This window comes from Dehalococcoidia bacterium, from assembly GCA_035574915.1.
Classification (GTDB): Bacteria; Chloroflexota; Dehalococcoidia; order DSTF01; family WHTK01; genus DATLYJ01.
The window spans coordinates 1-23,723 of record DATLYJ010000162.1 but is presented as its reverse complement, the minus strand read 5'-3'; the positions used below and the strand labels follow the sequence as shown (position 1 = coordinate 23,723).

At 68.7% G+C, this 23,723-nt stretch carries 24 protein-coding genes; 8 read left to right on the top strand and 16 right to left on the bottom strand.

Going from position 1 to position 23,723, the window contains the following annotated elements; genetic code table 11:
- Window positions 1–125: 125 nt before the first annotated feature.
- A complete protein-coding gene (locus VNN10_14725; GenBank protein ID HXH23276.1) occupies window positions 126–287 on the bottom strand; it encodes a hypothetical protein in 162 nt (53 codons plus the stop codon).
- 73 nt (window positions 288–360) lie between these two features.
- The gene (locus VNN10_14720; protein HXH23275.1) at window positions 361–1,332 is read right to left on the bottom strand and encodes a zinc-binding dehydrogenase; all 972 of its coding nucleotides are present in this window, start codon (window positions 1,330–1,332) and stop codon (window positions 361–363) included.
- A gap of 58 nt (window positions 1,333–1,390) precedes the next feature.
- Here VNN10_14720 and VNN10_14715 point away from each other — a divergent pair, with 58 nt between their 5' ends.
- From VNN10_14715 to VNN10_14705, 3 genes are all read left to right on the top strand, one after another.
- Window positions 1,391–1,834, top strand: a complete 444-nt coding sequence (locus tag VNN10_14715; GenBank protein HXH23274.1) for a hypothetical protein — start codon at window positions 1,391–1,393, stop codon at window positions 1,832–1,834.
- Between the two features lie 63 nt (window positions 1,835–1,897).
- The gene (locus VNN10_14710; GenBank protein ID HXH23273.1) at window positions 1,898–2,908 is read left to right on the top strand and encodes a pirin family protein; all 1,011 of its coding nucleotides are present in this window, start codon (window positions 1,898–1,900) and stop codon (window positions 2,906–2,908) included.
- A gap of 227 nt (window positions 2,909–3,135) precedes the next feature.
- Window positions 3,136–3,714, top strand: coding sequence for a TMEM165/GDT1 family protein (locus VNN10_14705; GenBank protein HXH23272.1), 579 nt, complete (start codon window positions 3,136–3,138; stop codon window positions 3,712–3,714).
- A gap of 204 nt (window positions 3,715–3,918) precedes the next feature.
- Here the strand turns inward: VNN10_14705 and glmS are convergent, their stop codons facing one another.
- The 9 genes from glmS to VNN10_14660 all read right to left on the bottom strand — a co-directional run bounded on the left by glmS (window position 3,919) and on the right by VNN10_14660 (window position 13,485).
- Window positions 3,919–5,763, bottom strand: a complete 1,845-nt coding sequence (glmS, locus tag VNN10_14700; protein ID HXH23271.1) for a glutamine--fructose-6-phosphate transaminase (isomerizing) — start codon at window positions 5,761–5,763, stop codon at window positions 3,919–3,921.
- 370 nt (window positions 5,764–6,133) lie between these two features.
- Window positions 6,134–6,316, bottom strand: coding sequence for a hypothetical protein (locus VNN10_14695; GenBank protein ID HXH23270.1), 183 nt, complete (start codon window positions 6,314–6,316; stop codon window positions 6,134–6,136).
- 89 nt (window positions 6,317–6,405) lie between these two features.
- Window positions 6,406–6,582, bottom strand: coding sequence for a hypothetical protein (locus tag VNN10_14690; GenBank protein ID HXH23269.1), 177 nt, complete (start codon window positions 6,580–6,582; stop codon window positions 6,406–6,408).
- A 144-nt stretch (window positions 6,583–6,726) separates the two neighbouring features.
- Window positions 6,727–7,521 carry an RNA methyltransferase gene (locus VNN10_14685; GenBank protein HXH23268.1) on the bottom strand — a complete coding sequence of 265 codons (795 nt, stop codon included), beginning with the start codon at window positions 7,519–7,521 and terminating at the stop codon, window positions 6,727–6,729.
- A gap of 142 nt (window positions 7,522–7,663) precedes the next feature.
- Window positions 7,664–8,362 carry an enoyl-CoA hydratase/isomerase family protein gene (locus VNN10_14680; GenBank protein HXH23267.1) on the bottom strand — a complete coding sequence of 233 codons (699 nt, stop codon included), beginning with the start codon at window positions 8,360–8,362 and terminating at the stop codon, window positions 7,664–7,666.
- Between the two features lie 293 nt (window positions 8,363–8,655).
- Window positions 8,656–9,633, bottom strand: coding sequence for a hypothetical protein (locus VNN10_14675; protein ID HXH23266.1), 978 nt, complete (start codon window positions 9,631–9,633; stop codon window positions 8,656–8,658).
- Between the two features lie 95 nt (window positions 9,634–9,728).
- Window positions 9,729–10,598: an LLM class F420-dependent oxidoreductase gene (locus VNN10_14670; GenBank protein HXH23265.1), complete on the bottom strand. Its 870-nt coding sequence runs from the start codon at window positions 10,596–10,598 to the stop codon at window positions 9,729–9,731.
- A gap of 126 nt (window positions 10,599–10,724) precedes the next feature.
- On the bottom strand, window positions 10,725–11,573 hold the full coding sequence (locus VNN10_14665; GenBank protein HXH23264.1) for an SDR family NAD(P)-dependent oxidoreductase: 849 nt from the start codon (window positions 11,571–11,573) through the stop codon (window positions 10,725–10,727).
- A 178-nt stretch (window positions 11,574–11,751) separates the two neighbouring features.
- Window positions 11,752–13,485, bottom strand: coding sequence for a PEP-utilizing enzyme (locus tag VNN10_14660; GenBank protein ID HXH23263.1), 1,734 nt, complete (start codon window positions 13,483–13,485; stop codon window positions 11,752–11,754).
- Between the two features lie 149 nt (window positions 13,486–13,634).
- On the opposite strand from VNN10_14660, the gene VNN10_14655 reads away from it, so the two are divergent.
- Window positions 13,635–13,796, top strand: a complete 162-nt coding sequence (locus tag VNN10_14655; protein ID HXH23262.1) for a hypothetical protein — start codon at window positions 13,635–13,637, stop codon at window positions 13,794–13,796.
- On the opposite strand, the gene VNN10_14650 is transcribed toward VNN10_14655, so the two are convergent.
- A complete protein-coding gene (locus VNN10_14650) occupies window positions 13,793–14,848 on the bottom strand; it encodes a class I fructose-bisphosphate aldolase (GenBank protein ID HXH23261.1) in 1,056 nt (351 codons plus the stop codon). The two genes, VNN10_14655 and VNN10_14650, sit on opposite strands and share 4 nt — an antisense overlap.
- Before the next feature lie 334 nt (window positions 14,849–15,182).
- Here VNN10_14650 and VNN10_14645 point away from each other — a divergent pair, with 334 nt between their 5' ends.
- Entirely contained in the window at window positions 15,183–16,382 is a 1,200-nt protein-coding gene (locus tag VNN10_14645; protein HXH23260.1) for a fructose 1,6-bisphosphatase, read from the top strand.
- 69 nt (window positions 16,383–16,451) lie between these two features.
- Here VNN10_14645 and VNN10_14640 read toward each other — a convergent pair whose 3' ends face one another.
- The 4 genes from VNN10_14640 to VNN10_14625 form a co-directional block, all read right to left on the bottom strand.
- Window positions 16,452–17,075 (bottom strand): hypothetical protein, encoded by a 624-nt coding sequence (locus VNN10_14640; GenBank protein ID HXH23259.1) that lies wholly within the window; start codon window positions 17,073–17,075, stop codon window positions 16,452–16,454.
- Between the two features lie 135 nt (window positions 17,076–17,210).
- Window positions 17,211–17,867, bottom strand: a complete 657-nt coding sequence (locus VNN10_14635; GenBank protein ID HXH23258.1) for a hypothetical protein — start codon at window positions 17,865–17,867, stop codon at window positions 17,211–17,213.
- 137 nt (window positions 17,868–18,004) lie between these two features.
- Window positions 18,005–18,991: a GDP-mannose 4,6-dehydratase gene (gene gmd / locus VNN10_14630; GenBank protein HXH23257.1), complete on the bottom strand. Its 987-nt coding sequence runs from the start codon at window positions 18,989–18,991 to the stop codon at window positions 18,005–18,007.
- A gap of 44 nt (window positions 18,992–19,035) precedes the next feature.
- Window positions 19,036–19,974: a TIGR03560 family F420-dependent LLM class oxidoreductase gene (locus VNN10_14625; GenBank protein ID HXH23256.1), complete on the bottom strand. Its 939-nt coding sequence runs from the start codon at window positions 19,972–19,974 to the stop codon at window positions 19,036–19,038.
- A gap of 314 nt (window positions 19,975–20,288) precedes the next feature.
- Here VNN10_14625 and cimA point away from each other — a divergent pair, with 314 nt between their 5' ends.
- The 3 genes from cimA to VNN10_14610 all read left to right on the top strand — a co-directional run.
- Window positions 20,289–21,890, top strand: a complete 1,602-nt coding sequence (cimA, locus tag VNN10_14620) for a citramalate synthase (protein ID HXH23255.1) — start codon at window positions 20,289–20,291, stop codon at window positions 21,888–21,890.
- Between the two features lie 20 nt (window positions 21,891–21,910).
- Complete coding sequence (locus VNN10_14615; protein ID HXH23254.1) at window positions 21,911–22,471, top strand: Uma2 family endonuclease; 561 nt, start codon at window positions 21,911–21,913, stop codon at window positions 22,469–22,471.
- Window positions 22,472–22,530: 59 nt separating this feature from the next.
- Window positions 22,531–23,723: alkaline phosphatase family protein (locus VNN10_14610; protein ID HXH23253.1), on the top strand; the 1,193-nt coding region annotated here is incomplete at its 3' end.

Here is a 23,723-nt window from a genome sequence, read left to right as displayed (position 1 = left end):
CTGCAATGGTTTCCACTAACTTCTTTATGGATTGATAAGGAAGTCGAATCAAGGCTGGGGCCTCTCGGAATGGTCTCGTAACGTCTCGCTCACGCGGTCCCTCCGGGACCGTCCTCCGGCACCCGTCAGCAGCCGGGCTCGCCGTGATTGCCGCAGCAGTTCGACCTGCGCTTGAGGCGCAACCAGGAGTTACGGACCTGCATCGATAGCTTCTGCCGGAGGCTGAGGTCGTCGCGCCTCCAGTTGGTGAGGAAGTTGCCCCAGGTCTGCGGCCTGCGGCTTGCCATGTGTCAAGCTTACATCGCCGCCGCGCAACCGCAAATTTATGTCGCGTGGGCCGGCCCGCCACGGGCCTTTCGCTTACGTTACCCGCAGGACCACGCGCCCGAAGGCCTGCCGCGACTCTATGTACGCGTGCGCTGCTGCCGCCTCGGCGAGCGGGAACTCGCGGTCAATTACCACGCGAAGACGGCCGGCATTCACGTCCTCGAGGTGCTTCTGCACCATCGGCATGACCCGCTCCGGGTCCGCGTTGCGCTCCGCGCCAAACGAGACGCTGGTGTAGGAGCAGTTCCGCCCGGCGACCAGGGACAGGTCGGGCTGTTGGCGGTCGCGGCCCGCGCTGCCGACGCTTATTGCTCTTCCCTTGTAGGCCAGGCAACGCAGGCTGCCCTGCAGCACGGCTCCACCCACGGAGTCGACGACGAGGTCGACGCCGCGGCCAGAAGTGAGGCGTTTCACCTCTTCGACGAAGTCTCGCTCGCGGTAGTTGATCCCGTAATCCACCCCAAACTCCTTGAGGCGCGCCAGCTTTTCATCTGAAGACGCCGTCGCGAAGACCGTCGCGCCGGCCCGCTTTGCGAGCTGGATGGCGGCCAGGCCAACACCGCCGGCGCCCGCCTGGATGAGCACGCTCTCGCCGGCCTTCAGCCGCCCGAACTCGAACAGGCAGTCGTCGGCCGTGCCGAAGGCGATGGGCACGCAGGCCGCGACGGCGATGTCCATGCCATCGGGCACGACCCAGGTCGAGGCTGCCGGGAGCGAGAAGAGCTCGGCGTGAGAGCCATTGGGGGCGATCCCGACGACGCGCTGGCCCACACGCCGGTCGGTCACTTCGGCGCCGGCTTCCCGTACCACGCCTGCCGCCTGATAGCCGACGATGTGGGGCCTCGCGGTCATGGCGCCGCCGGCCCGGTTGAGGACGTCGCCGCCCTCGATGCTCACCGCCTGCACCTTGATTACCACGCCGCGAGGGTGACAGACCGGGTCCGGGACCTCCTCGTAACGCAGCACGGACGGCGGCCCGGTCACGTAGTACACTGCTGCCTTCAAGGCATCCTCCCCGGCGTCGAGTTGCGGCGAGGGCAGTATATGAGGAAAAGGAAATCCCGTGGCGCTTCTCCACGAAACCCGCAACAGCCTCGAGCGCTCATTCCGCCTCTACCGGGACTTCGTCGCCGCCCTGCCGCCGGACGCGCTCTCTCGGAAGCTGCCCGGCCTCAGGTCGAACAGCATCGGGGCCCAGCTCTGGTGCGTAGTCGGCGCTCGCGAGAGCTACGGCCGCGCTCTGGAAGCCGGCCGCTGGTCCGGCTTCTCCTGTTCGCTGGAGGACGCGAACGATGGCGCACAGGTGGTCGAGGCGCTCGCTCGGTCCGAGGAGGCCGTACGGGCCGCTCTCGAGGGGGCCGGCGCCTTCGATGACCCGAGGAATAGGCTCCTGCTCGACCTGGTCGAGCACGAAGCTGCCCATCAGGGCCAGCTGATCCGCTACCTGTACGGGCTTGACTTGCCGATCCCCGCGAGCTGGCGGGAGCGCTACGCGCTGGAGCCCTGAAGCCGGCGGGCGTTCCGACGTTCCCGGCGGTAGGCTGCTAAACTTGAGTAAGGAGGATTCACCTTGCCAGCAGTAACCGCCGATACCCTCACCCTGCCGCGCATCCCGCCGCTTCCCGAGAAAGGGACGGCCTGGCGTCCCGTCCTGCGCGTGGTGACGGCGCCGAGGCAACTGGAGGGCGAGGGCTTCGTGGTCAGGCGGGCGTTCCCAAACTACGACCTGCCGCTGGCCGACCCCTTCCTCCTGCTCGACCACATCGGCGAGGTTGACTATGCGCCGGGTGAGGCCAGGGGCACGCCCTGGCACCCGCACCGCGGTTTCGAGACCGTGACCTACATGATCGATGGCGCCTTCGAGCACCAGGACACGACCGGCGGCGGCGGCCTCATCACCGACGGCGCCACCCAGTGGATGACGGCCGGCGCCGGCATCCAGCACATCGAGAAGCCGCCCGAGGCCCTCGTGGTCAAGGGAGGCCTCTTCCACGGCACGCAGCTCTGGGTGAACCTGCCTGCGGCGCACAAGTTCTTGCCGCCCCGCTACCAGGACATCGAGGCGGACCAGGTAAAGCTCCTGTCGAGCGACGACGGTGCGTCCCTCATCCGGATCATCGCCGGCGAGCTGGCGGGCCACCGGGGCCCGGGCCGCACGTTCACGCCGATCACCTACCTCCACGCAACGGTTGCGCCGGGCTCGCGGCTGTCGCTGGTCTGGCCCCGGGACTTCAACGCCCTTGCCTACGTGTTGGCCGGCCAGGGCTTCGCCGGACACGAGGACCGCCCCCTGGAGGAGGGGCAACTCGCCGTCTACGGCGCCGGCGAGGCCATCACGCTCCGCGCTGCGCCGCGGCAGTCCTCGCGTTCCCAGCGGGGGCTCGAGGTGCTGCTCCTCGGCGGCCTGCCCATCCGGGAGCCGGTGGCGCGCTACGGGCCCTTCGTGATGAACACGCGCGAGGAGATCATCCAGGCTATCCAGGACTACCAGGCGGGCCGGATGGGCGTCATCCCGGCGACGCGCGTGCCCCACGCCACCAGCGCCGACACGCGCGCCGACGGCACGCGGCCTGGCGGTTAGGACACCAGCGGCCTCGCTCCCAAGAGGCCGAACGGCACTGGCTCGGACAGCCTTCGGCCTGGTAGGCTGATAGCAGTCGAAGGGGAGTAGTCTCCCGCGCGTCCATCGACACGCTCCCTTCACTGAAGGGCGGTGGCGCGGCTCCGGGCAGGAGCAGACGAGACTTTCGGCCGTGCACTTCACTGTGCCGGCCGACCCCAGGAACGCCGGCACGAGCGAGGAGTTCGATGTCGGCGTTGTTCGTTTCTTTCCTCCTGATCTTCCTGGCCGAGTTGGGCGACAAGTCGCAGCTCGTGGCGCTGTGGTTCGCCACCAGGTACCACTGGCTCATGGTCCTCCTCGGCGTGGCAGCGGCGACGCTCGTCGTGCACCTGGGCTCGACCATCCTCGGCAACACGGCGGCGGACCTCCTGCCTGAACCGCTCGTGCTGCTGGTTGCAGGCGCATCCTTCTTCGGCTTCGCGCTCTGGGGCATCCGCGGCGACCGGCTCGACGACATGGGCGAGGCGCGTCAGGTATCGCTCCTCGGAAGCTTCGCAGTCGTCGCCGCCGCCTTCTTTCTCGCCGAGCTCGGGGACAAGACCCAGCTCGCGACGGTGACGCTGGGCGCGCGCGAACCGGACTCCTTTGCCGGCGTGTGGCTGGGGTCGACCGCGGGCATGGTGGCCGCGGACGCCCTGGCGATCGCCGCCGGCGTGGTGGCCGGCAAGCGGCTACCCATGCGGCTGCTGGCTTACGCGGCGGCGGCCCTCTTCGCCGTCTTCGGGACGATGGCCGTGGCGCGCGCCGTTGCCCTGCTCCTGTAAGGAACCTCAAAGTTTAATGCCAAAAGGGGTAGGCAACTGCGCTTTTTCTCGCTAACATGACCACCGGCGGCGCCGCAGCGATTAAGGGTCACTTTGCCCCGCCGGCTCTTATTCGCTCCGCAGGCGCCGCTCCACTTTTCGCGAGGGCAACGCGCTCATCCTTGTCCTTTTCTCGACGGACGCGCGCGGCCGCTCCCTACCCGCTTACTCGACCGTCACCGTCTTCGCCAGGTTTCGCGGCTGGTCGATGTCCGCCCCTCGCCGCAGGGCGATGTGGTACGCGAGGTACTGCAGCGGCACTACGGTCACCATCGGCGCGAGCAGCGCCGGGGCCTCGGGTACGTAGACCACCTCGTGCGCCTTCGAAGCCGCAACCTCATCGCCTTCGGTCGCGATGGCGATCACCAGCCCATCGCGGGCGCGCACCTCCTCGACGTTGTTCAGCATCTTGGCGTAGTGGGTGTCCTTTGGCACCAGGGCAACCACCGGCATGGCCTCGTCGATCAGGGCGATGGGGCCGTGCTTCATCTCCCCCGCAGCGTAGCCCTCGGCATGGATGTAGCTGACTTCCTTCAGCTTCAGCGCCCCCTCCATCGCTACCGGGAACTGCATGCCGCGGCCGAGAAAGAGGAAGTGCTGGGCGGCGCGAAAGCGGTTCGCGATGCGCTCGCAGGCGGCCTCCGTGCGGATCGCGCGGCCGATGAGCTGCGGCATGCGCGCCAGCTCGCCGAGGCGCGAGGCGAGCTCGGCCGGCGTGAGCACGCCGCGGCGCGCGCCGAGGTGACAGGCAAGCAGGTACAGCGCCGCCAGTGAACCGACGAAGGTCTTGGTCGAGGCGACGGCGATCTCCGGGCCGCAACGGGTGAAAACGGTGCCATGGGCGACGCGCGTCGCCTGGGAGCCGGGCGTGTTGCAGACGGCGATCACCCTCGCGCCCCGCTCCCTGGCCTCGTGCATCGCGGCCAGAGTATCCACCGTCTCCCCCGATTGGAGTACCGCGACCACGAGCACGGAGGAGTCGATGAGCGGCTCACGGTAGCGGTACTCGGAAGCGTTGTCCGCCTCGGCCGCGATGCCGGCGAGACGCTCCAGGTAGGTGCGGCCAATCAGGGCAGCGTGAAAGCTGGTGCCCATGCCCACCAGGACGACGCGCTTGATAGCCGCGACCTCTTCGTCGGTCATGGGCGCATCGGGCAGTTCGACTTCAGGAGGGTCTATGGTAAAGACGCCACTCATAGTGTTGAGGACGCTCTCCGGCTGCTCGGCGATCTCCTTCGCCATGAAGTGCTTGTACAGGCCCTTGCCGGCGGCGAGCGGCCCCTCGGGCATGGCCTGCGGCGTCTTCTGGACCGGCTTGCCATCGGCGCCGAGGTAAGTGGCGCCGTCCTTCGTGACGCGGGCGACCTCGCCATCGGCGAGGAAGACGACCTTTCGCGCGTAAGGGATGAGGGCGGGCAGGTCGCTGGCCACGTAGATGGCGTCCTCGCCATAGCCGATGACCACCCCGCCGGCGTTGGCGACGCGCGCGGCGACGAGCACGCCCGGCTCCGCTCGCCGCATCGCGACGATCGCGGCGGCGCCGTGTATCCGGGCGATCGCGTGGCAGACCGCGGCCGTAAGGTCGTGGCCCTTCTTCACCTCTTCCTCGATGAGATGGGGAATGACCTCCGTGTCCGTCTCCGAACGGAAGTGGTGGCCGGCCGCGACCAGTTCCTTACGCAGCTCCAGGTAGTTCTCGACGATGCCGTTGTGGATGACCGTGACGTCGCCTTTGGAGTCGGTGTGGGGGTGGGCGTTCGTCTCCGTGGCCTTGCCGTGAGTGGCCCAGCGCGTGTGCCCGATGCCGGTGGTGCCCGCCGGGATCTGGTCGCCGATGCACTCCTTGAGGCGCGCCAGCTTGCCCGCGCCCTTCTTTATCGTCAGCTCACCGTCGTCGGTCAGGACGGCGAGGCCGGCGCTATCGTAGCCGCGGTACTCGAGTCGCGAGAGGCCATCGAGGACGATCGGGGCAGCCGGCTCTCGGCCGGCGTACCCCATGATTCCACACATAGGGGGTTCCTCCAGGGCTGTGCCGGGCAACGCCACGCGGAGCGGCGGCCGGCCGTCCAGAATGGTGGGAATTCTCTGCTGACTCTGGTTCGTTCGGGGCTGGGGAGGGAACCCGATGCTGCTTCGGGTGCACACCGTCCGCGGCTTTGTCGAGGGCTCGCGCACCTCGTTTTGTCCCGGACGTAACGACTGTGCCGCCGAGAGGCTATCCGCCGAGTCTTTCGATGAGCCTCTTCCTCGTCATCCTTCGAGAGAAGGACCTGGCGCCTCGTGTCTGTCCCTCTGCCCCCTGGGGACCTCCTTTCACCATTAGTCCGCACAATATAGCACCGGCGCGGCGCTCATCGGCTCTCTCGCCCCTATCGCGCGTCTATCGCCGGTCACCGCGGTCGCCCTGCCCGCGCCTGGACTGCGTCTTCGCTCGCTGTCGCGGGTCGCGGGCGAGCGAGCGCGAGACGTCGTCCTGACTCGACGTGAACCGGCCGCGCGCGTCGCGGCGGACGTAGCGTTTGTCGCCCGGGTTTGCCCGGATCGTTTCACGCCCTCTTGCCATCTCGTCACCTCCCTCCCCAGCACGATAGGCGCGCGGAAGCGGCACGGCGATTGCTCGCCGGGCACCGCGGGTTAAGGTCGCGTTACGGGTCAGTCAGGGATCGTCGGTATCGCCGTCTTCGAGGCCAGATAGACCTCGGAGGCAGCGAACAGGGCCACGGGCTTGCCGTTCTTGCTCAGGCACACGAGGCGGTCTCCCACGATCGAGGCAGAGGTCGCCCTTGGGACCTCGCGACGCTCCCCGGAGAGGAGGTAGAGGACAAGCATTTTCAGCCGCCTGAAGAGTCACCGGAGGGAGGATAGGCCGGCCACATTTTGCTCCTGACCGCGGCGGAATGGCATTGCGAGATCGCAAAGATTCCGGCCTTCTTCGATAGGGAGGCATCTACAACCGGCGAGCGCGGCAGCGTTTCAGCGGCCGTTTGCCCGCGCGACCTCGTACAGCACGAGAGCCGTGGCCACCGAGAGGTTGAGCGAGTCGACGGCCCCGAGCATCGGGATGCGGACCACCTGCTCGCACAGCGCGGCCTGCTCCGGCGAGAGGCCGGCGCGTTCGCCGGCGGAGAAGACGACGACGGGCGGCCTGTAGTCAGCTTCGCGGTAGTCGAGGTCGCCCGAAGGCGAGGTGCCGATTACACGGGCGCCGTAGGCCCGTACCCAGGCGGCGAACTCCGATAGCGTGGTCTGGACCACGCGCTGACTGAAGAGGGCGCCGAGGCTGCCCCGCACCGCGACCGGATGATAGGGGTCGGTCGAGGCGCCCGTGAGGATGACGCCGGCGCCGCCAGCCGCGTCCGAGGTCCGGATCAACGTGCCGAGATTGCCGGGATGCTGCACTTCGTGCACCGCCACCCAGGACAGCTCCCCGGCCGGCCGCGCCGGCAGCGTGTCCCGTCGCTGGTGGATGACCGCGCCCATGCTATCCGGGTCGCCGCGGAAGGAGACGCTGTCGTAGACCTCGGCCGACACCTCGACGATCTCCGCCCCGGCACGCCTGGCCGCGGCAATGACGTCGCGCTCGGATTGGTCGCGCAGGCGTTCAGGCACGACGAGGACGGCTTCGATCGACGCCCCGGCGCCCACCGCCGCGGCGACCAGGCGCGCGCTCTCGGCGAAGAACACGCCCGCGCGCTCCCGCTCGCGCTTGTTACGCAGGGCGCGAATGGCCTTGATGCGTTCGTTGGCCCGGGACGTGATGAGGGGCACGCGGAGAGTGTAGTGCGGGACGGCGTGCGGAGTCGCGGAGTGCACGATGCGGGCGTCACGGGCCTGCCCCGGGCCGCCGCGTCCTTCCGCCCTCTGACCTCTCTGCTCTGTGCCCTCTGCTCTCTCTCCTCTGCGCTCCGCCTCAGGCCCGGCCCTGGAGGCGCTTCAGGAGCGCGGGGAAGTCGATGCCCAGGGCGCGCTGGGCGTGGCGCTTCATGGCCACCATCGCCGCCACGGGATTCTGGGCCAGCTCGTCGGCGAGGGCGCGAGCGCGGTCGAGGACCTGGTCGTCCGGGACGCAATCGAAGGCGAGGCCCATGTCCTTCAGCTCGCGGCCGCTGTAGAGCTTCGCCGACTGCGTGATCTGGACGGCAGCGTTGTAGCCCCAGCGCGCTATGAGCCAGGCAAGGTTCATCGGCGCGTTCGCCATGCCGAGCCGCGCCTCCGTTGCGCCGATGCGGGCCGTCTCGCCGGCGATGATGAAGTCGCAGGCGAAGCAGAGCGACGTGCCGCCAGCGATGGCCGCTCGCTCCACGGCGCCGACGACGGGCTTGCCGCAGTTCCAGACGGCGGCGTGGAAGTCGGCCCAGGCCTCCTGGCTGCGTGAGAGCCAGGGCGGCGGCGGGTCGGCGCGGCGGGCCTCGAGGTCCATGCCGGCGCAGAAGGTGCCGCCCGCGCCGCGGATGAGGACCACAGACACCTCATCGTCGGACGCGAAGGCCTCTATGGCCTCACGCATCTCGTCCATCATCGGGACGATGAGCGCATTGCGCTTCTCCGGCCGGTTGAGGACCAGCTCGGCGCGCTTCCCGTAGCGTTCGATGAGGACGTATTCGGGCACTGGCGCCTCCTGCGGGACGCGCGTATCGTACCGCAGCGCGCTGCTACAGCATCCGCAGCTTCCCCGGCTCTCGGGGTGAGCACGAAGCACATCAATTCGCGCGTGACCGGTCTGCGCGGCGCCTCCACGCGAGACTGGACTGCGGTCGTCCCCGGCGACTGGGAGGCACTGCCGCAGATCGGGTTAGGCCAGCGGTCCGCGGCCTCGTCCTCATGCCCGGCAGGTAGCCAGCGATTCGGCCAGAAGCAGGCGGCCGTGACCCTCCCCGCCGCGAGGGCGCCGGTTGCAGACGCCTACGCCCTGGCCTCTCGCGGCAGCGGCTTCTCGCCCGTGAGGAAGCGCCGCGGGACCTCGTGCGTCATGAGGCGCACCTGCTCCTCCGTCACCCCGTCCTCGAGCAGGGCCGGCACCGCCACGTCCTTCACGAAGAGGTAGCGCACCGGCTCCGGGTCCTGCGGCGACGGCTCGCCCGCGTACGATGGCGGCGGCGGGTAGTCGTGCCCCAGCATCAGGCGCGGCGCCCAGCCGCGCTCCACCAGGCGCTTCACGGTCGCGTTGCGCGCCCTCCAGTCGGGCCGCTCGCCGCCGCCGGGATAGCGGTCCATCGAGAGGTAGCAGCCGCTGCTCAGGAGGTCCTCCAGGTAGCGGTCGTCCGTCGTGTCGGCGCTGTGACCGATGCATACCAGGTGCATCGGCACCTTCTCCTCGAGGAAGATCTCGACCTGCAGCCGCCCCACCTCGCGCGGCGCCCAGTGGTGGGTGCTGATCGGCACGCCCGTCTCGCGGCAGACGCGCGCGGCGGCGCGCACCAGGCGCTCGGCCCGGTCGATCAGGCGGCCGCGCTCGTCGAGGTGCTCGACGTCCTGCGCCAGCTTGATCACGCCGGGCTTGATGCCGGTGCCGTCGATGCCATGCTCGACCTCCTGGAACATGAAGCGCGCGATCCAGTCCGGGTCGCGCGCCCAGAAGAGCGATGGGATGACCCGCCACCAGCCCGTCGCCACGACGACGTTCATGCCGCTTGCCTCCGAGGCGGCGCGGATGAACTCCACCTCCCGGCCCAGGTCCGGCGTCGTCAGGTCGATGAGGCTGTCGACGCCGCCCTGCTTCGCCAGCGTCAGGAGGCGCGTGGCGCGCCGCAGGCTGTCCTCGCGGTCGAAGAGGAAGGGGAGGTAGCGCATCATCGTCAGGTTCATCACATGCTCGTGGCTCAGCGTGAACCCGAGGCGCTCCGAATCGATAGGGCCGAGGGCTGTGTTGACGGTGGCCATGCACGCTCCTGCCGGGAAGGTGGCCACAGCTTAGCGGAATTGGCCTCGGACCAGCGCGGATCGCAGTGCCTGAAACGCCCGGGACGACGCTGCGGCTACCCCACCGCCTCCCGGAACCGCCGCAGCGCCTCGATGTGCTCCCGCGGGGAGGCGAAGCCCGCCGCCATGGTGTTGACGCTGAGGTGCGTCGCGCCCAGCTCCCGCCAGGCCTCGACGCCCTTCGCCCAGTCGTCGGGGGTCGCGTTGGCCACACCGAGCCGGCCCTCGATCCCCACGTCCTCGGGCTTGCGTCCCGCTGCCAGGATCATCTCCCGCAGCCGCTCCAGCGTCTGGCGGGCAGCGTCGCCGGGGCGGAACTGCGGGAACCAGCCGTCGGCAAGGCGCGCCACGCGCTTCAGCACCGGCTCCGACATGCCGCCCATCCACACCGGGATCGGGCGCTGCACGGGCAGCGGCAGGATGCCGGCCTTCGTGATGTGGTGCCAGCGGCCGTGGAAGTCCACCACTTCCTGCGTCCACAGCGCTCGCATTACGGCGATCTGCTCGACGATCCGCCGGCCGCGGTTCTCCCAGGTCTCGCCCAGCGCCTCGTACTCCACCGGGTTCCAGCCCACCGCCACGCCCAGGCGGAGCCGCCCGCCAGTGAGCACATCGACCTCCGCCGCCTGCTTCGCGACCAGCACCGCCTGGCGCTGGGGCAGGATGATGATGCCGCTGGCGAACTCCAGCGTCCTCGTGATCGCGCCCAGATAGGCGAAGAGCACCAGGGGCTCGTGGAACAGGCTCTGGTGCGTGTAAGGCCCGCGCCAGGGCCGGCCGTCCGGCCGCTCCGGGTGCGCGCCGACGACGTGGTCGTAGGCCACCAGGTGCGTGAAGCCCAGGTCTTCGGCCGCCTGCGCGTAGTCGCGGACCGCCACCGGATCCGCACCGATCTCTGTCTGCGGGAAGACAACGCCGATCTTCATGGCAGTGGCCGATGCAGAGTACAGAGTGCGAAGCACAGAGTCAGGAGAGCCACGGCGCCGGCTTCCGTGTCCTCCGGTCGGTCAAGGCCGCCACCGTATCTGCCCGATGAGCCCTGCACTCTGCCCTCACATCGCTGCATAGCCGCGCAGAGGCCGGCCGCCAAGGCCGGGGCCGACGCCGTCCTCGATCCAGCCGAACTCCTTCAGGATGGTCTGGCTGTAGGTGACGCGGCCAGTGATCTTCTCGACCGGCAGGGTCGCCAGGAGGAGGGCGGCGCGCGCCATCATCGATGGCGGCTCGCCGCGCGGGTCATCCAGGCTCTCGACCAGCTTGTGGTAGACGGTGCCCGGCGTGGGCACCACGCCCGAGGGCGAGAAGCAGGTGACGGAAATGCCGTAGTCCTGCACCTCCTGGGCCAGGCCCTGGGTGAAGCGCTCGAGGGCCGCCTTCGAGGCGCCGTACATGGTGCCGCCCCGCACCTGCGTGTTCTGGTAGGGCCCGCGCCCCGGCCCGATCGCGGCGCCGGACGAGATGTTGACGATGGCGCCGCTGCGCTTCTCGATCATGTCCGGCAGCACCTTCTGCGAGAGCATGAAGGGCGCGTGCACGTTGACGGCGAAGGCGCGTATCCAGCGGCTGATGGGGTAGTCCTTGATCGGGATGTAGTAGTTGAGGGCCGCGTTGTTCACCAGGATGTCGACGGGGCCGAAGGCATCGTGGGCGCCCTTCACCACCGCATCGCAGCCCGCCTCTTCGGAGATGTCGGCCGCGACCGCGGCTGCCTGGCCGCCCTTCGCCTTGATCTCGCCCACGGTGGTGTCGAGAGACCCCTCGAGCATGTGGTCGCCCTCGTGGAGAGTGCGGGCGACGCAGACCACCTTCGCGCCCTCCTCCGCGTACAGCTCCGCGATCGCTTTGCCGATCCCGCGGCTCGCGCCGGTGACGATGGCAACCTTACCGTCGAGCATTCCCATCGCAGTCCTCCTCGGGCCGCTCAGAAGCAGCGGCGGACGAATTCGCTGGCTCGGGCGGGGCTTTGAGGATCATTCGCCGGCCGCCCTTTTGGTGTCAATCAGGCGGGGCGAGGGCAGAGTCCAGCCAGGGCTGCTGCCCTCACCGTGGGAGGGCTCGGCGAAGCCGAGAGGCTACAGGCTAACCCAGGACCACTTCGCCGGTCATGCCATCGACCGTGACGAGCTGACCCTCGCGGATCAGGGAAGTGGCGTCCTTGACGGCGACGACCGCCGGGATCCCGTACTCGCGCGCGACCGTCGCGGCGTGCGAAAGGATGCCGCCCGTCTCCACCACCACCGCGGCCGCGGCGACGAAGAGCGGCGTCCAGGGGGCGTCGGTAAAGGGCGCAACCAGCACTTCCCCGGGCGCCATCTTCACCTCGCAGGCTGACTCGGTGCTCAGCACGATGCGCGCCCTGCCGGAGGCCTTGCCGGCGCTCACTGGCAGGCCTCGCAAGACGTTTCCCTGCGCCGCAGCACCCGTCTTGCGCTCGGCCTTCACCGGCAGCTCGAAGACCTCGGGCAGGTCGACGTCAGCAAGGCGCTTCGCCTCGGCCTTGCGCCGCGGGACGACCGACAGGGAGTGCTCGCGGGCGAGCCTCCCGTTGATGGCCTCCGCCACCTCGGACTCCACGAGCCAGAAGACGTCGTCCGCGGCCTCGATCAGCCCGGCCGAGACCAGCCGCCGCCCGATCTCGAGGGTCGGCCGCCGCAGCGTGCGGTCGCCCCGCACCCAGTTCGCCTTCGACGCCTCTCGCAGGCGGGTGAATTTCTGCGCGCCGGCCAGGAGCTCGCGGTATTGCGATCGCATCCCCCGCGGGACGGCGGACAGCACCTGCGCCTCCGTGGCCTCGCGGAAGGCGGCTGCCGCGGCCTCGCGCGCGTACGGGTCCTTGTCCGGCGGCGCGTCCAGGAAGGTCTTGATCGTGCTCAAGGCGAATGCCGGCTCTTCCTCCCAGTCCGCGAACGCCGGGTCAACCTCCCCCATGCCCCGGAACCCGAAGCGCTGGATGAAGGCCGCGAAGCTATCGGCGAAGGCGGCCCAGTCGTCGTCCGAAGGCGACCGCAGCCGCTCCGCGATCTCGTGCGGGGATAGCTTCCGCACCTCCGCCGCCAGGCGCTCCCGCGAGGCTACCAGCTTCGCGACATCCCAGGCGCCCTTGGCCGGCGCCGCGCTCTCGACGTCGCGAAGGGCGCTGGTCAGGATGATCACCAGCGCCGGGTCATGCCCCGGCAGGGCGGCGTCCAGGAACTTGTTCAGCCGGTCGGCGTAGTCCCCGGCCGCTGTCGAGACGTGGAGGTGCCGGGCAAGCAGCCGCGAGCACACGCGGCGCAGCCGCAGGATGTGGTCCCAGAGCTGGCGCAGGCTCATCCTGCTGAAGTCGCGCGCCCGCTCGCGGGCCCGCACCTCCTCGACCCAGAGGCGGTCGCCCTCCACGGCGCGTTCCAGTTGGCCGCGAAGCCGGCGGACGCGGGCAAGGACTCTCCGCGCCAGCGCGGGATCGCTGGCAGCGGCCGCCGAGATGTCGCGCCCCTCCGTGGAGGTTATGAACTGCTCCATCACGCCGGACGCGCCCTCTACCTGCCAGGTGGAGAGCATCGCGTTGAACAGCGCCAGGTTCAGCGCCCAGCGTCCGCCGATCACCGCCGCCCAGTTCCCGATGGGCGGATCGTGTACCCGCACCTGGTCGGCTATGCCCAGCTGATCGACCACTAACCGGAGCGACTCGGCCTCGAAGTGAGCGCCCGTCGTGGAAATGAAAGGTGTCGAGATGCCCGGCACCACTTCTGAAGAGTTGCCAATGGTCCAGAGGTTGTAGTCGGGGTTGGGCAGGGCATCCCACTCGCAGAGACGGTCTTCGGTCGTCGTCACGGCGCCACCTCGAAAAGGACTTACTCAGGCGAGGCGCGCTGATCATTCGCGCGGCGGGAAGGCCTGTCAATCTCCGTCGCTGCAACAGGACCGGAAGTGCGGCGTTTTCCTAATGAGGAAGCGTGCGCGATTGGCATGGAGGCCGGTCGTTGTCCAGCGCGGAGATCGCCGTATTGCTGTTTCTCGCCGCTGACGCGGGCGCCGTCCTGGCCGCCCTCTACTTCTTGCACCGCCAGCGCTGCATCGACGACATCACCGACCTTCGCTACCGGGACCACCCGGACCGCGCCCGGCGGACGCTGATGCGCTAGGGTTGCGCCAGCGGCGCCGCGGCCGCCTCTCGCTCCATCTCCGGCGTGTAGCGCCCCTGCCGGGCGGCGGCCGTGACCTTCGCCCGGTGGTAGAAGGCGCGCTGCGCTGCCTCGACGTTCTCACGCTTGCCAGCCCAGGCCTTCTGGGGTGCGGCCTGCAGCCCCCTGCCGTAGGAGAAGCTCAGCTCCCATGGGGCGCCCACTTCCGCCGCGTGGCGGTTGATCGCATCGAGGTTCACGGTCGCTTCCTCGTCCGACTGGCCGCCGGAGAGGAAGACGATGCCGGGCACAGCCGCCGGCACGACTTCCTTGAAGCAGGCAATGGTCCGCCGCGCGACTTCCTCCGGCGGCGCCCGCTCCGGAGCCGCGGCGCCGGAGAGCACCATGTTCGGCTTCAGCAGCATCCCTTCCAGGGCGACCCGCTGGCGGCCGAGCTCCCAGAAGACCTCTCGCAGGGTCGCACGGGTGACCTCGAAGCAGCGGTCGATGCTGTGATCGCCGTCCATCAGCACTTCGGGCTCGACGATGGGGACGATGCCAGCCTCCTGGCTCAGAGCCGCGTACCGGGCGAGGGCATGGGCATTCACCTGGATGCAGTAGTCCGTGGGCATTCCCTGGCCGATGGTGATCACGGCCCGCCACTTGCTGAAGCGCGCGCCAAGCGCTCTGTACTCGGCGAAACGCTCGCGCAGCCCGTCCAGACCCTCGGTGACGACCTCGCCCGGGGCGAAGGCGAGAGGCCTGGTCCCCGTATCGACCTTGATCCCGGGGATGATGCCCTGGCCCTCCAACAAGCTCACGAGCGGCGTGCCATCGGCGGCCTGCTGGCGAATGGTCTCGTCGTAGAGGATGACACCGCTGATGAACTCGGACACCCCGGGCGTCCGGAACAGCAGCTCCCGATAATCACGCCTGCTCTCGGCCGTACTTTCGACACCGATGGCATCGAAGCGGCGCTTGATGGTGCCGGAGCTCTCGTCGGCGGCCAGGATCCCCTTGCCCGGCGCCACCAGGGCGCGCGCGGTCTGGACGAGTTCGCGGGTGTCGTTCATCGGCGTCCTCCTCGACATCGCCTTCTCAGTGCCAGACTCCATGATAGGCCCCGGCCGCACTTTTCCCGCTCTGGCGACCCGGCCAGCATCGCGCCGAAATGCAATCGCTATGTTTTCGGCCCGGACTGATAGTCCGAATGCGCCTTGACCGGCATCTGGGCCCGATCTTAGGATTCGGCAGGTGTTGAGCATGTGCTTCGGCAGTGACGTAGGTCCTCTGTCCAAGCGCCCCCAGGCATCCACCTTGGTTGGCCGGCGGCACCCGTAGGGTGCCGCTTTTCATTGCATGGCGGCGGCGGAATGATCCGCCGCTAAGTTCCAAGGAGGCTCTCTCGTGAAGGTCACCCTGTCAGCCATAAAGGCCGACGTCGGCAGCATCGGCGGGCACACGCGGCCGACGGACCGCATGCTCGACGAAGTCCGCAAGCGGATGGAAGCCGCCATCGGCAACCTCCTGATCGACGGCATGGTCACGTACACGGGCGACGACATCGCCCTGATCATGTCGCACACCCACGGCACCGGCGCTAACGCCGTGCACAAATTCGCCTGGGACTGCTTCATGGCGGCCACGGAAATCGCGCGAGAAGAGGGCTGCTACGGCGCCGGCCAGGACCTCCTGGTGGACGCTCCCTCCGGAAACGTCCGCGGCGCCGGGCCCGGCGTGGCCGAGATCGAGTTCGAACGCGACCCCAAGAGCCCTGACCGCGCCGCCGAGGCCTTCCTGGTCTTCGCCGCCGACAAATGCGGCCCGGGCGCCTACAACCTGCCCCTGTACCTGGCCTTCTGCGACCCCATGCACGACGGCGGCTTGCTCCTGAACCCGAAGATGCACAAGGGATTCACGCTCGACCTGATCGACATGGACTACAAGAGCGCCCGGGGCAAGAGCGAGGACCGCCTCATTCGGCTTGACGTGCCGGAGCGGGTCTGGGACGTCGCGGCGCTAATCCAGAACACCGACCGCTTCGCCATCGAGTCCATCTGGTCTCGCTACAAGCCCGACGAACAGGTCGTCTCGGTGTCGGCCACACGCCTCCACAACATCGCCGGCAAGTACACGGGCAAGGACGACCCGATCGCCATCGTGCGCACGCAGGGCATCTTCCCGGCGCCGGAGGAAGTTACGGAGCCGTTCCTCATCACTCACTACGTCACCGGCGACGCGCGTGGCTCCCATGTCATGCCGCTGCTGCCGGTGCCGATCAACACCGCCGTCAACGGCCCCTACTGTCACCCCATCGTATCCGGCCTGGCGATGTCGATGAACGCGACCGGGCACTTCACCCGGAACGTGGTCGACGTATTCGAGGGGCCGGCCTGGGACGAGGCCCGGCGCCGCTCGCAGGAAAAGGCGCTCGAAATGCGCAAGCAGGGCTTCTTCGGCGCCGCGATGGCGGGCACGACCGAGATCGCCTACACCGGCCTCGTCGATACCCACAAGGCCCTCGAGCCGGAGTTCCGCCTGCGCGCCGATACCCACGTTAACGGCGCGAAGGCGAACGGCCGCGCCCGCGCAGGCGCGCGCCGCTAAGGACGCGCGAAAAAGCAGAGGCCTCCGCCTGGCGGAGGCCTCTTCGTTGGCGCTACATCCTCTAGCCCATCAGGCGACGAGCCTGGGGGCGGCAGCCCGCGCGGCGTCGGTAGACCGCCGGCCCCGGGCTGGCGTCCTGGCGTGGCCGGCCAGGCGGAGTTGCAGGAAGCAGGCGGCCGCCTGTGCCAGGTCCCGCCGCGGGCCCGCGCGCAGGCGCGCCTGCGCGGTGCCGGCGCCCTCGAGCGAGGCGGCAAGCTCGAAGCCGGCGGCTTCCAGCTGCGCCGCCGTCGCCCCGTGATAGCACCCGGCTGCCGCCCAGAGCCGCACCGCCCCTTCTCGCCGCACGATGGCCTTCAGCACTTCCGGCACGAGGTCCTCGCCGCGAGGATCGATGGCGACGACTTCGCAGAGGTAGGCGTCGCCTGGGGGGACGTGGAAGCTCAGGCCGGCCTGGCCAATGTGGGCCATCCCCCGCGCCACCCAGGCGTATGCGATCGGCGCCTCGTCCAGCATCGCGACGTAAGGAGTCTGGCCTGACGCCTTCCGAGCCGCGACGACCCTCTCGAACGAACCGCTCAGCAACGCCAGCCGCTCGCGCCCGCAGACGCGCGTTACTTGGAGCCCGGCCAGGACGGCCGCTCCGGCCGGGCAGCCGGCGGCGGCCATGATCGGGAGAGAGTCGCTCTTTGCCATTTCCACATATATGGCGCTCATATACGTCACCCTTACGCTATTTTTCGGCACTTCGCCATAACACCAGGCACTAATTGGCCCGCGAAACGCAGCAAAGCGCCGTTAAAGCGCGCCGGGAGTGACGCAATTCACACTTCAGACGGCAGCGGGCAGAAGCCAGCAGGCGCAGCCCGCCTCATCTTCGGCATCGGGTCCGCAGCCGCAAGCATGGCTCCGGCGCCCGCAGGACCAGCACGGCGAGACGCCCGAGCGCACCAGGGGGACGCCGAGGAGGTCCGCGGCATCCAGGACGCGGTCGACCGGCCCCAGCGGCACCAGCCCGGGCTCGCCGTTAGCGCGCAAGGAAAGCTCAGCGGTGACGGTGAAGCCCGCCCGCTCGATGCCAACACCGGAGGGCAGGTTCTCGGGAGCGTGGATGATCCAGAACTTTTTCGCGTCCACCTCCGCCTCGATGATCGCCTGCAGAAGCCTCGGATAGATCCCGCGGCCACGGCAGTGCCGCACCGTCTCGAAGTCCCAGAGGTAGCGCTCGTCCGGCGCCAGGCGAAAGGCAAGGTCCAGCTCGCCGATGCGGGCGCTGAGCCCCGCCACCCAGCCGTACGCCACCGGCCGCCCGAACAACCTCGCGACGTAGGCGGTGTGGCCGCCTTCCCAGCGCGTCTCCACCGCCTCGACAGGGAGGCCGGCGAGGCGCGCCAGTTCGCCGGAGTCGCGCGCGACCCCGATCTGCAGCCCGTCGAGCCGGGGTAGTTCCGGCAAGGGGTCTTCTCGATACCAGCTTGCGAGCGCCATCTCCGCCCTCCTCGTAGCTCTGAGGCCAGTTTCGGGCGCTGCGCGCGGCCTTTCATGAAGCGCAAGACGGGTCCGTGCCTCAGACCTTTGGCGGAGGCAGCGCGGGCACCAAGCGTCGGGAGCCGGCGGCCGGCCTGCTAGTGAGGCTGGGCGTCCAGTTCGGCCTGGACCATCAGGCGGACCAGGCCGGCGAAGGTGGTCCGTGGCGCCCAGCCCAGCTCGCGCCTCGCCTTCGCCGCGTTGCCGCGGAGGAAGTGCACCTCGGTCGGCCTGTCGTACTGGGCGTCATGGACGACGAAATAGCGCCAGTCGAGGCCGACGACTTCGAAGGCGGCGGCCACGAACTCCTCGACCGTGTGGGCCTCGCCAGTGGCGATGACATAGTCGTCCGGTCGCTCCTGCTGAAGCATGAGCCACATGGCTTCCACGTACTCCGGCGCGTAACCCCAGTCGCGCCGCGCATCGAGAGCTCCCAGGCGCAGCTCCTTCTCGAGGCCTCTGGAGATGCGTGCCGCGGCGCGCGCCACCTTGCGCGTGACGAAGTTCTCGCCCCGCCGGGGGGATTCGTGGTTGAACATGATGCCGTTCGCTACGAACAGGCCGTACGCCTCGCGGTAGTGCACGGCCGTATGGTGGGCGAACACCTTGGCGATGCCATACGGGCTGCGTGGGCGGAAAGGCGTCGACTCGTCCTGGTAGTCGCCGCCGGCGCTGCCAAACATCTCGGAAGAGCCCGCCTGGTAGACGCGCGCTTCCGGCGCCGCGCGCCGCACGGCCTCCAGCATGCGGAAGGCGCCCATACCGGTGACCTCATAGGTCAACTCGGGCACGTCGAAGCTGATGCGGACGTGCGACTGCGCCGCGAGGTTGTACACCTCGTCGGGTTGCACCTGCTCGACCACCTTCACCAGCGATCCGGTGTCGAGCATGTCCGCGTAGTGCAGGCGCAGGGCGCTCTGTCTGGCCTCTACGAGCCGGTGCAGGTGCTCGATGCGCTCGCGGGTCGTCGTGCTAGAGCGCCGTACGATGCCGTGCACCTCGTAGCCCTTCCCGAGCAAGAGCTCGGCAAGATAGGACCCGTCCTGGCCCGTAATCCCGGTAATCAGCGCCCTCTTGTCTGCCAAACGCCACCCCTCTCCAAGCGCAGCGAGCTTGTCGCTAACGCATGCTAACGGAAGTGGGGCATTACGGTCTCGGCGAAAAGCCGCGCCGGCTCGCGCGTGTCACGCCCGAAGAACTCCATGACGAACATGGTGCAGCCCAGGTCAACGTGCTTCTGGATCTGCTCGCGGACTCGCTCGGCCGTGCCCGTCAGCGCCAGCGGTCCCGTGGGGTCACCCATGTGCCCGCCGAACAGCTGCTTGGCCCGCTGCGTCATCGGCTCCGCCTCTGCCTCGCTGGGCGCGAGCGTGACGAGGCACTGCTGGGAGATCACGATCTCGCTCGGGTCGCGGCCGACGGCCTTGCAGTGGTCGCGCAGCACCTGCACCTTGTGCTCCAGGCGGTGCTGGTGGCCCGCCAGGTTGTTCCAGATGTCGGCGTAGCGCGCGGCAATCTTCATCGTCACCTGCTCGCCCGAGCCGCCGATCAGGATCGGCGGCCGCCGCGGCGGCTTCGGCTCGCAGAAGACGTTGTGGGCCTGCACGTACTTTCCCTCGAAGGTGACGCCCTGCTGTTCCGGGTCCCACATCTTGCGCAGCAGTTGGACGGTCTCCCGCAGCTGGCCGAGGCGTTGTGGCGTCGGCAGGAAGGGCATGCCGAAGTCCGTGAACTCGCGCGCCATCCAGCCAGCGCCAAGGCCCGGGATCACGCGGCCCCCGGCGATGTTGTCCACCGTAGCGATGACCTTGCCAAGCTGCGCCGGGTTCCGCATCCCGGCAGGCGTGACCAGCGTGCCAATCTCCACCCGGGATGTGATCGCGGCCAGGGCCGCGACCATCGACCACGCTTCCAGGATCGCCATCTGCGGTCCCTGCGGCCCGTAGAGGTGGTCGTTCACCCAGATCGAGTCGAAACCGAGGGCCTCGAATTCCGTAGCGGCCGCCTTTGCTTCCTGCCAGGTCCGGCGGATCTGCGGCACCGTAACGCCAAAATGCACCTTCGCCATCTGTTACTCGCCTTCTAGCTTTCCACTTGTCAGCCAGCGATTGTACCAGCCGGGGCGCTTGGAAAAGGTTAAGGGGGCCTGCCCGCGCGCCAGCTCATGGTCACCGGAACGGCTTCCTTCGCTTCACGACTGAGGCACTCCTTCCGATGAACTAATATGGCTGGTACTCTTATGGAAATGCGTCCGAAATACCCTCCGGAGGTCATGCCACGCCCCGTATCAACGGGGCGGGCGATTGGCGCTGCCTAGCACCACGGCGCCAGTAACGTCCGCGCCGCAGTTCCTCGCGGCGCGACGACCGGAGGTCCCCAACAATGCCCGTACAGCTATACGACACCACCCTGCGTGACGGCGCCCAGATGGAGGGCATCTCGCTCTCCGTCGAAGACAAGCTGCGGATTGCCAAGAAGCTTGACGAGCTCGGCGTGCACTTCATCGAAGGAGGCTGGCCGGGCGCGAACCCGAAGGACGTCGAGTTCTTTCAGCGCGCGCCGGACCTGCGCCTCCGGGCCAAGCTCGTCGCCTTCGGCTCGACCCGCCGCGCCGGCGGCGAGGCCGCGAACGACCCCACGCTGAACGCGCTCGTCGCCGCCGGCACCGAGGCCGTGACAATCGTCGGCAAGGCCAGCGACATCCACGTGAAGCGCGTCCTCGAGACCAGCCCCGAAGAGAACCTCTCGATGATCGCCGACTCCGTGCGCTTCTTGAAGGCCAAAGGCAAGCTGGTCTTTTTCGACGCCGAGCACTTCTTCGACGGCTTTGCCTCCGACCAGGCCTACGCGCTCGCCTGCCTGCGGGCCGCGGCTCAGGCCGGCGCCGACGGCCTGGTCCTCTGCGACACCAACGGCGGCACCCTGCCGACGGCCCTGGTGCGCGCCATAGAGGTCGCGCAGAAGTCCCTGCCCGGCGTCTCTCTCGGGATCCATTGCCACAACGACGCCGACGTCGCGGTGGCGAACAGCCTCCTTGCCGTCGAGTACGGCGTCGAGCAAGTCCAGGCCTGCATCAACGGCTACGGCGAGCGCTGCGGTAACGCCAACATGTGCAGCATCATCGCCGGCCTCGTCCTCAAGATGGACCGCAAGGTCGTTACGCCCGAGCAGCTCGCGAAGCTGACGGAGGTCTCGCACTTCGTAAGCGAGGTCGCGAACATGGCGCCGTGGCAGCCGCAGTCGTACGTCGGGGCAAGCGCCTTCGCCCACAAGGCCGGCTACCACACGGACGGCGTCATCAAGGTCGAGAGCGCTTACCAGCACATCGACCCGGCCCTCGTGGGGAACGAGCGCCGGCTGCTGGTCTCGGAGCTAGGGGGTAGCCGCGGCCTGCTGGACAAAGTGGCGGAACTGGGGATCGACTTTCCCTTGACGCGTGACGACGCCCGGCGTATCGCCGAGCTCGTCAAGGAGAAGGAGGCCGCCGGCTACCAGTACGAGGGCGCGGACGCCTCGCTCGAGCTCCTGGTCCGCCGGACGCTACCCGGTTACCACCCCCCGTTCGACCTCGACGACTTCTGGATCGTCGAGCGCCGGCGGCACCTGAACGGCGGCAGCGGCCGCACCGAGATGCAGGCAGAGGCGATGGTCAAGGTCCGTGTCTACGGCCGCGGGCCGGGGAACGAGGACCAGATCGTGCAGACGGCGGCAGACGGAAACGGACCCGTGAACGCCCTGGACGCCGCCGTGCGCAAGGCGCTGGGCGAGTTCTTCCCCCGGATCTCCGAGGTGCGACTGGTGGACTACAAAGTCCGCATCATCGACTCCGGCAGCGGGACCGGCGCCTCCGTGCGCGTCCTGATCGAGTGCAGCGACGAAGACCACACCTGGCAGACCGTCGGCGCCAGCACCGACATCATCGAGGCTTCCTGGCTGGCGCTCTCCGACGCCCTCGAGTGGTGGCTCCTCAGGCACCCCGGATAGGGACTTAGAATAAAGGCGCCATGGTAGCTCACGCCGCTACGTACAAGTTCACAGTCGACGAATACAACCGGCTGGCTGAGATCGGCTTCTTCAGGGACGCTCGGGTTGAGCTGATCGAAGGGGACATAGTGAACATGGCGCCAATCGGCAGCCGGCACTACAACACCGTCAACCGACTGACGACGCTCTTCTCACCACTCGCCGCCGCCCGGAGAGCGATCCTGCACGTCCAGAACCCTGTCGTCATCTCGCCGCGCTCCAAGCCTCAGCCGGACGTGACGCTTCTGAAGTTCCGGGAGGACTTCTACCGCGACAGGGAGCCCGGCCCGGAGGACGTGATCCTGCTAGTCGAGGTTGCCGATAGTTCGTCCAGCTACGAGCAGTTGACCAAAATGCCGCTGTATGCACGGGCCGGAGTGCCGGAATGCTGGCTCGTCGACATCCCCCACTCCGAGATCCACGTCTTCACCGCCCCCTCTCCAGATGGCTACAAGAGCGTGGCCACGTTCGCCGGGGCCGACGCCATCGCACCCGCAGCGTTCCCCGAGATCCGCGCCAGGGTCGAGGAGATAATCGGCTGACCACTGGCGGCGATCGACAGTCTCATCATGGACGCGAGCAACTCTACCCTCCCGGACTGATGGGCCCCGGCGTCGACCGCCTCCTGGGGCTCTTCGAGACCGGCGCCCTGGTGCGGCCCGAGGCCGGCGCGCCCAACACCATCGACCTTGCCCGCGCCCTGGCCGTCATCGCCGGCGCGCCGCGCTTCCGCGACGAGCGGGGCGTCGAAGCGCTCGTCTCACTTATCGGCGCTCCACGCCACCTCGTCTTCGTCCTCGCCGACGGCCTCGGGATGAGCCTGGTCGAAAGGCTCCCGCCCGGCGCCTTCCTGCGCCGCAACCTTGCTCTCGAGCTTCGGGCCGTCTTCCCCTCTTCGACGGCGCCCGCCCTGACCTCGCTCGCTACCGGCGTCTGGCCCGCGGCACACGCGGCGCTGACCTGGTTCACCTACCTGCCGGAGGGCGGGCTCACCGCCGTCCTTCTGCCCTTTTCTGACCGCTCTAGCCGCCGCGACCTGACCCTCTGCGGCCTCAAGCCGGAGACGGTCTTCCCCACCTCCGTGCTCGCGCGGCTCTACAGGCGCGAGTACCGCGCCTTCCAGCCGCGCCAGATCGCCGATAGCGTCTACACCCGCTACGTCCACGGCGGCCGCAAAGCCGCCGGCTATGCCCGCCTCGAGCACGCCATCAATGCTGTCTCCGCCTTCATCCACGCCTCCGCGGGTGAGACGTACAGCTATCTGTACTTCCCCGAGGTCGACGCCGCCGGGCACGAGCACGGCGCTGAATCAGACGAGGCGTGGCAGCAGGTCCTGGCGCTGGACCGCGAGCTCGAGCGCCTCAGGGCGGCCGCCGGCGATGATGTCCGCATCGTCGTCAGCGCTGACCACGGGCAGGTGAGCGTGCCGGAGGCGGATAAACACGTCTTGAGAGACGGCGACGAGCTCGAGTCGATGCTGCGCGTCTGGCCACCCGCGGGCGAACCCCGGCTGCCGAGCTTCCATGTGAGGCCGGGCCAGCGTGGGCGCTTTCAGGCCGCATTCCGCGAGCGCTTCGGCGATGCCTTCGTCCTCCTCTCGCTCGATGAAGCGGAGGCGCTGCAGTTGTACGGGCCGGCCATCCTCTCGCCCCTGGCCCGGGCGCGCGCCGGTGACTACGTTGCGATTGCTTGCGGCCGAGGCGCCATTACCTACGCCGGCGAACCGAATGTGCATGCGCTCAAGGGCATGCACGGCGGCCTCCTGCCCGAAGAAATGCTTGTGCCCCTGGTCCT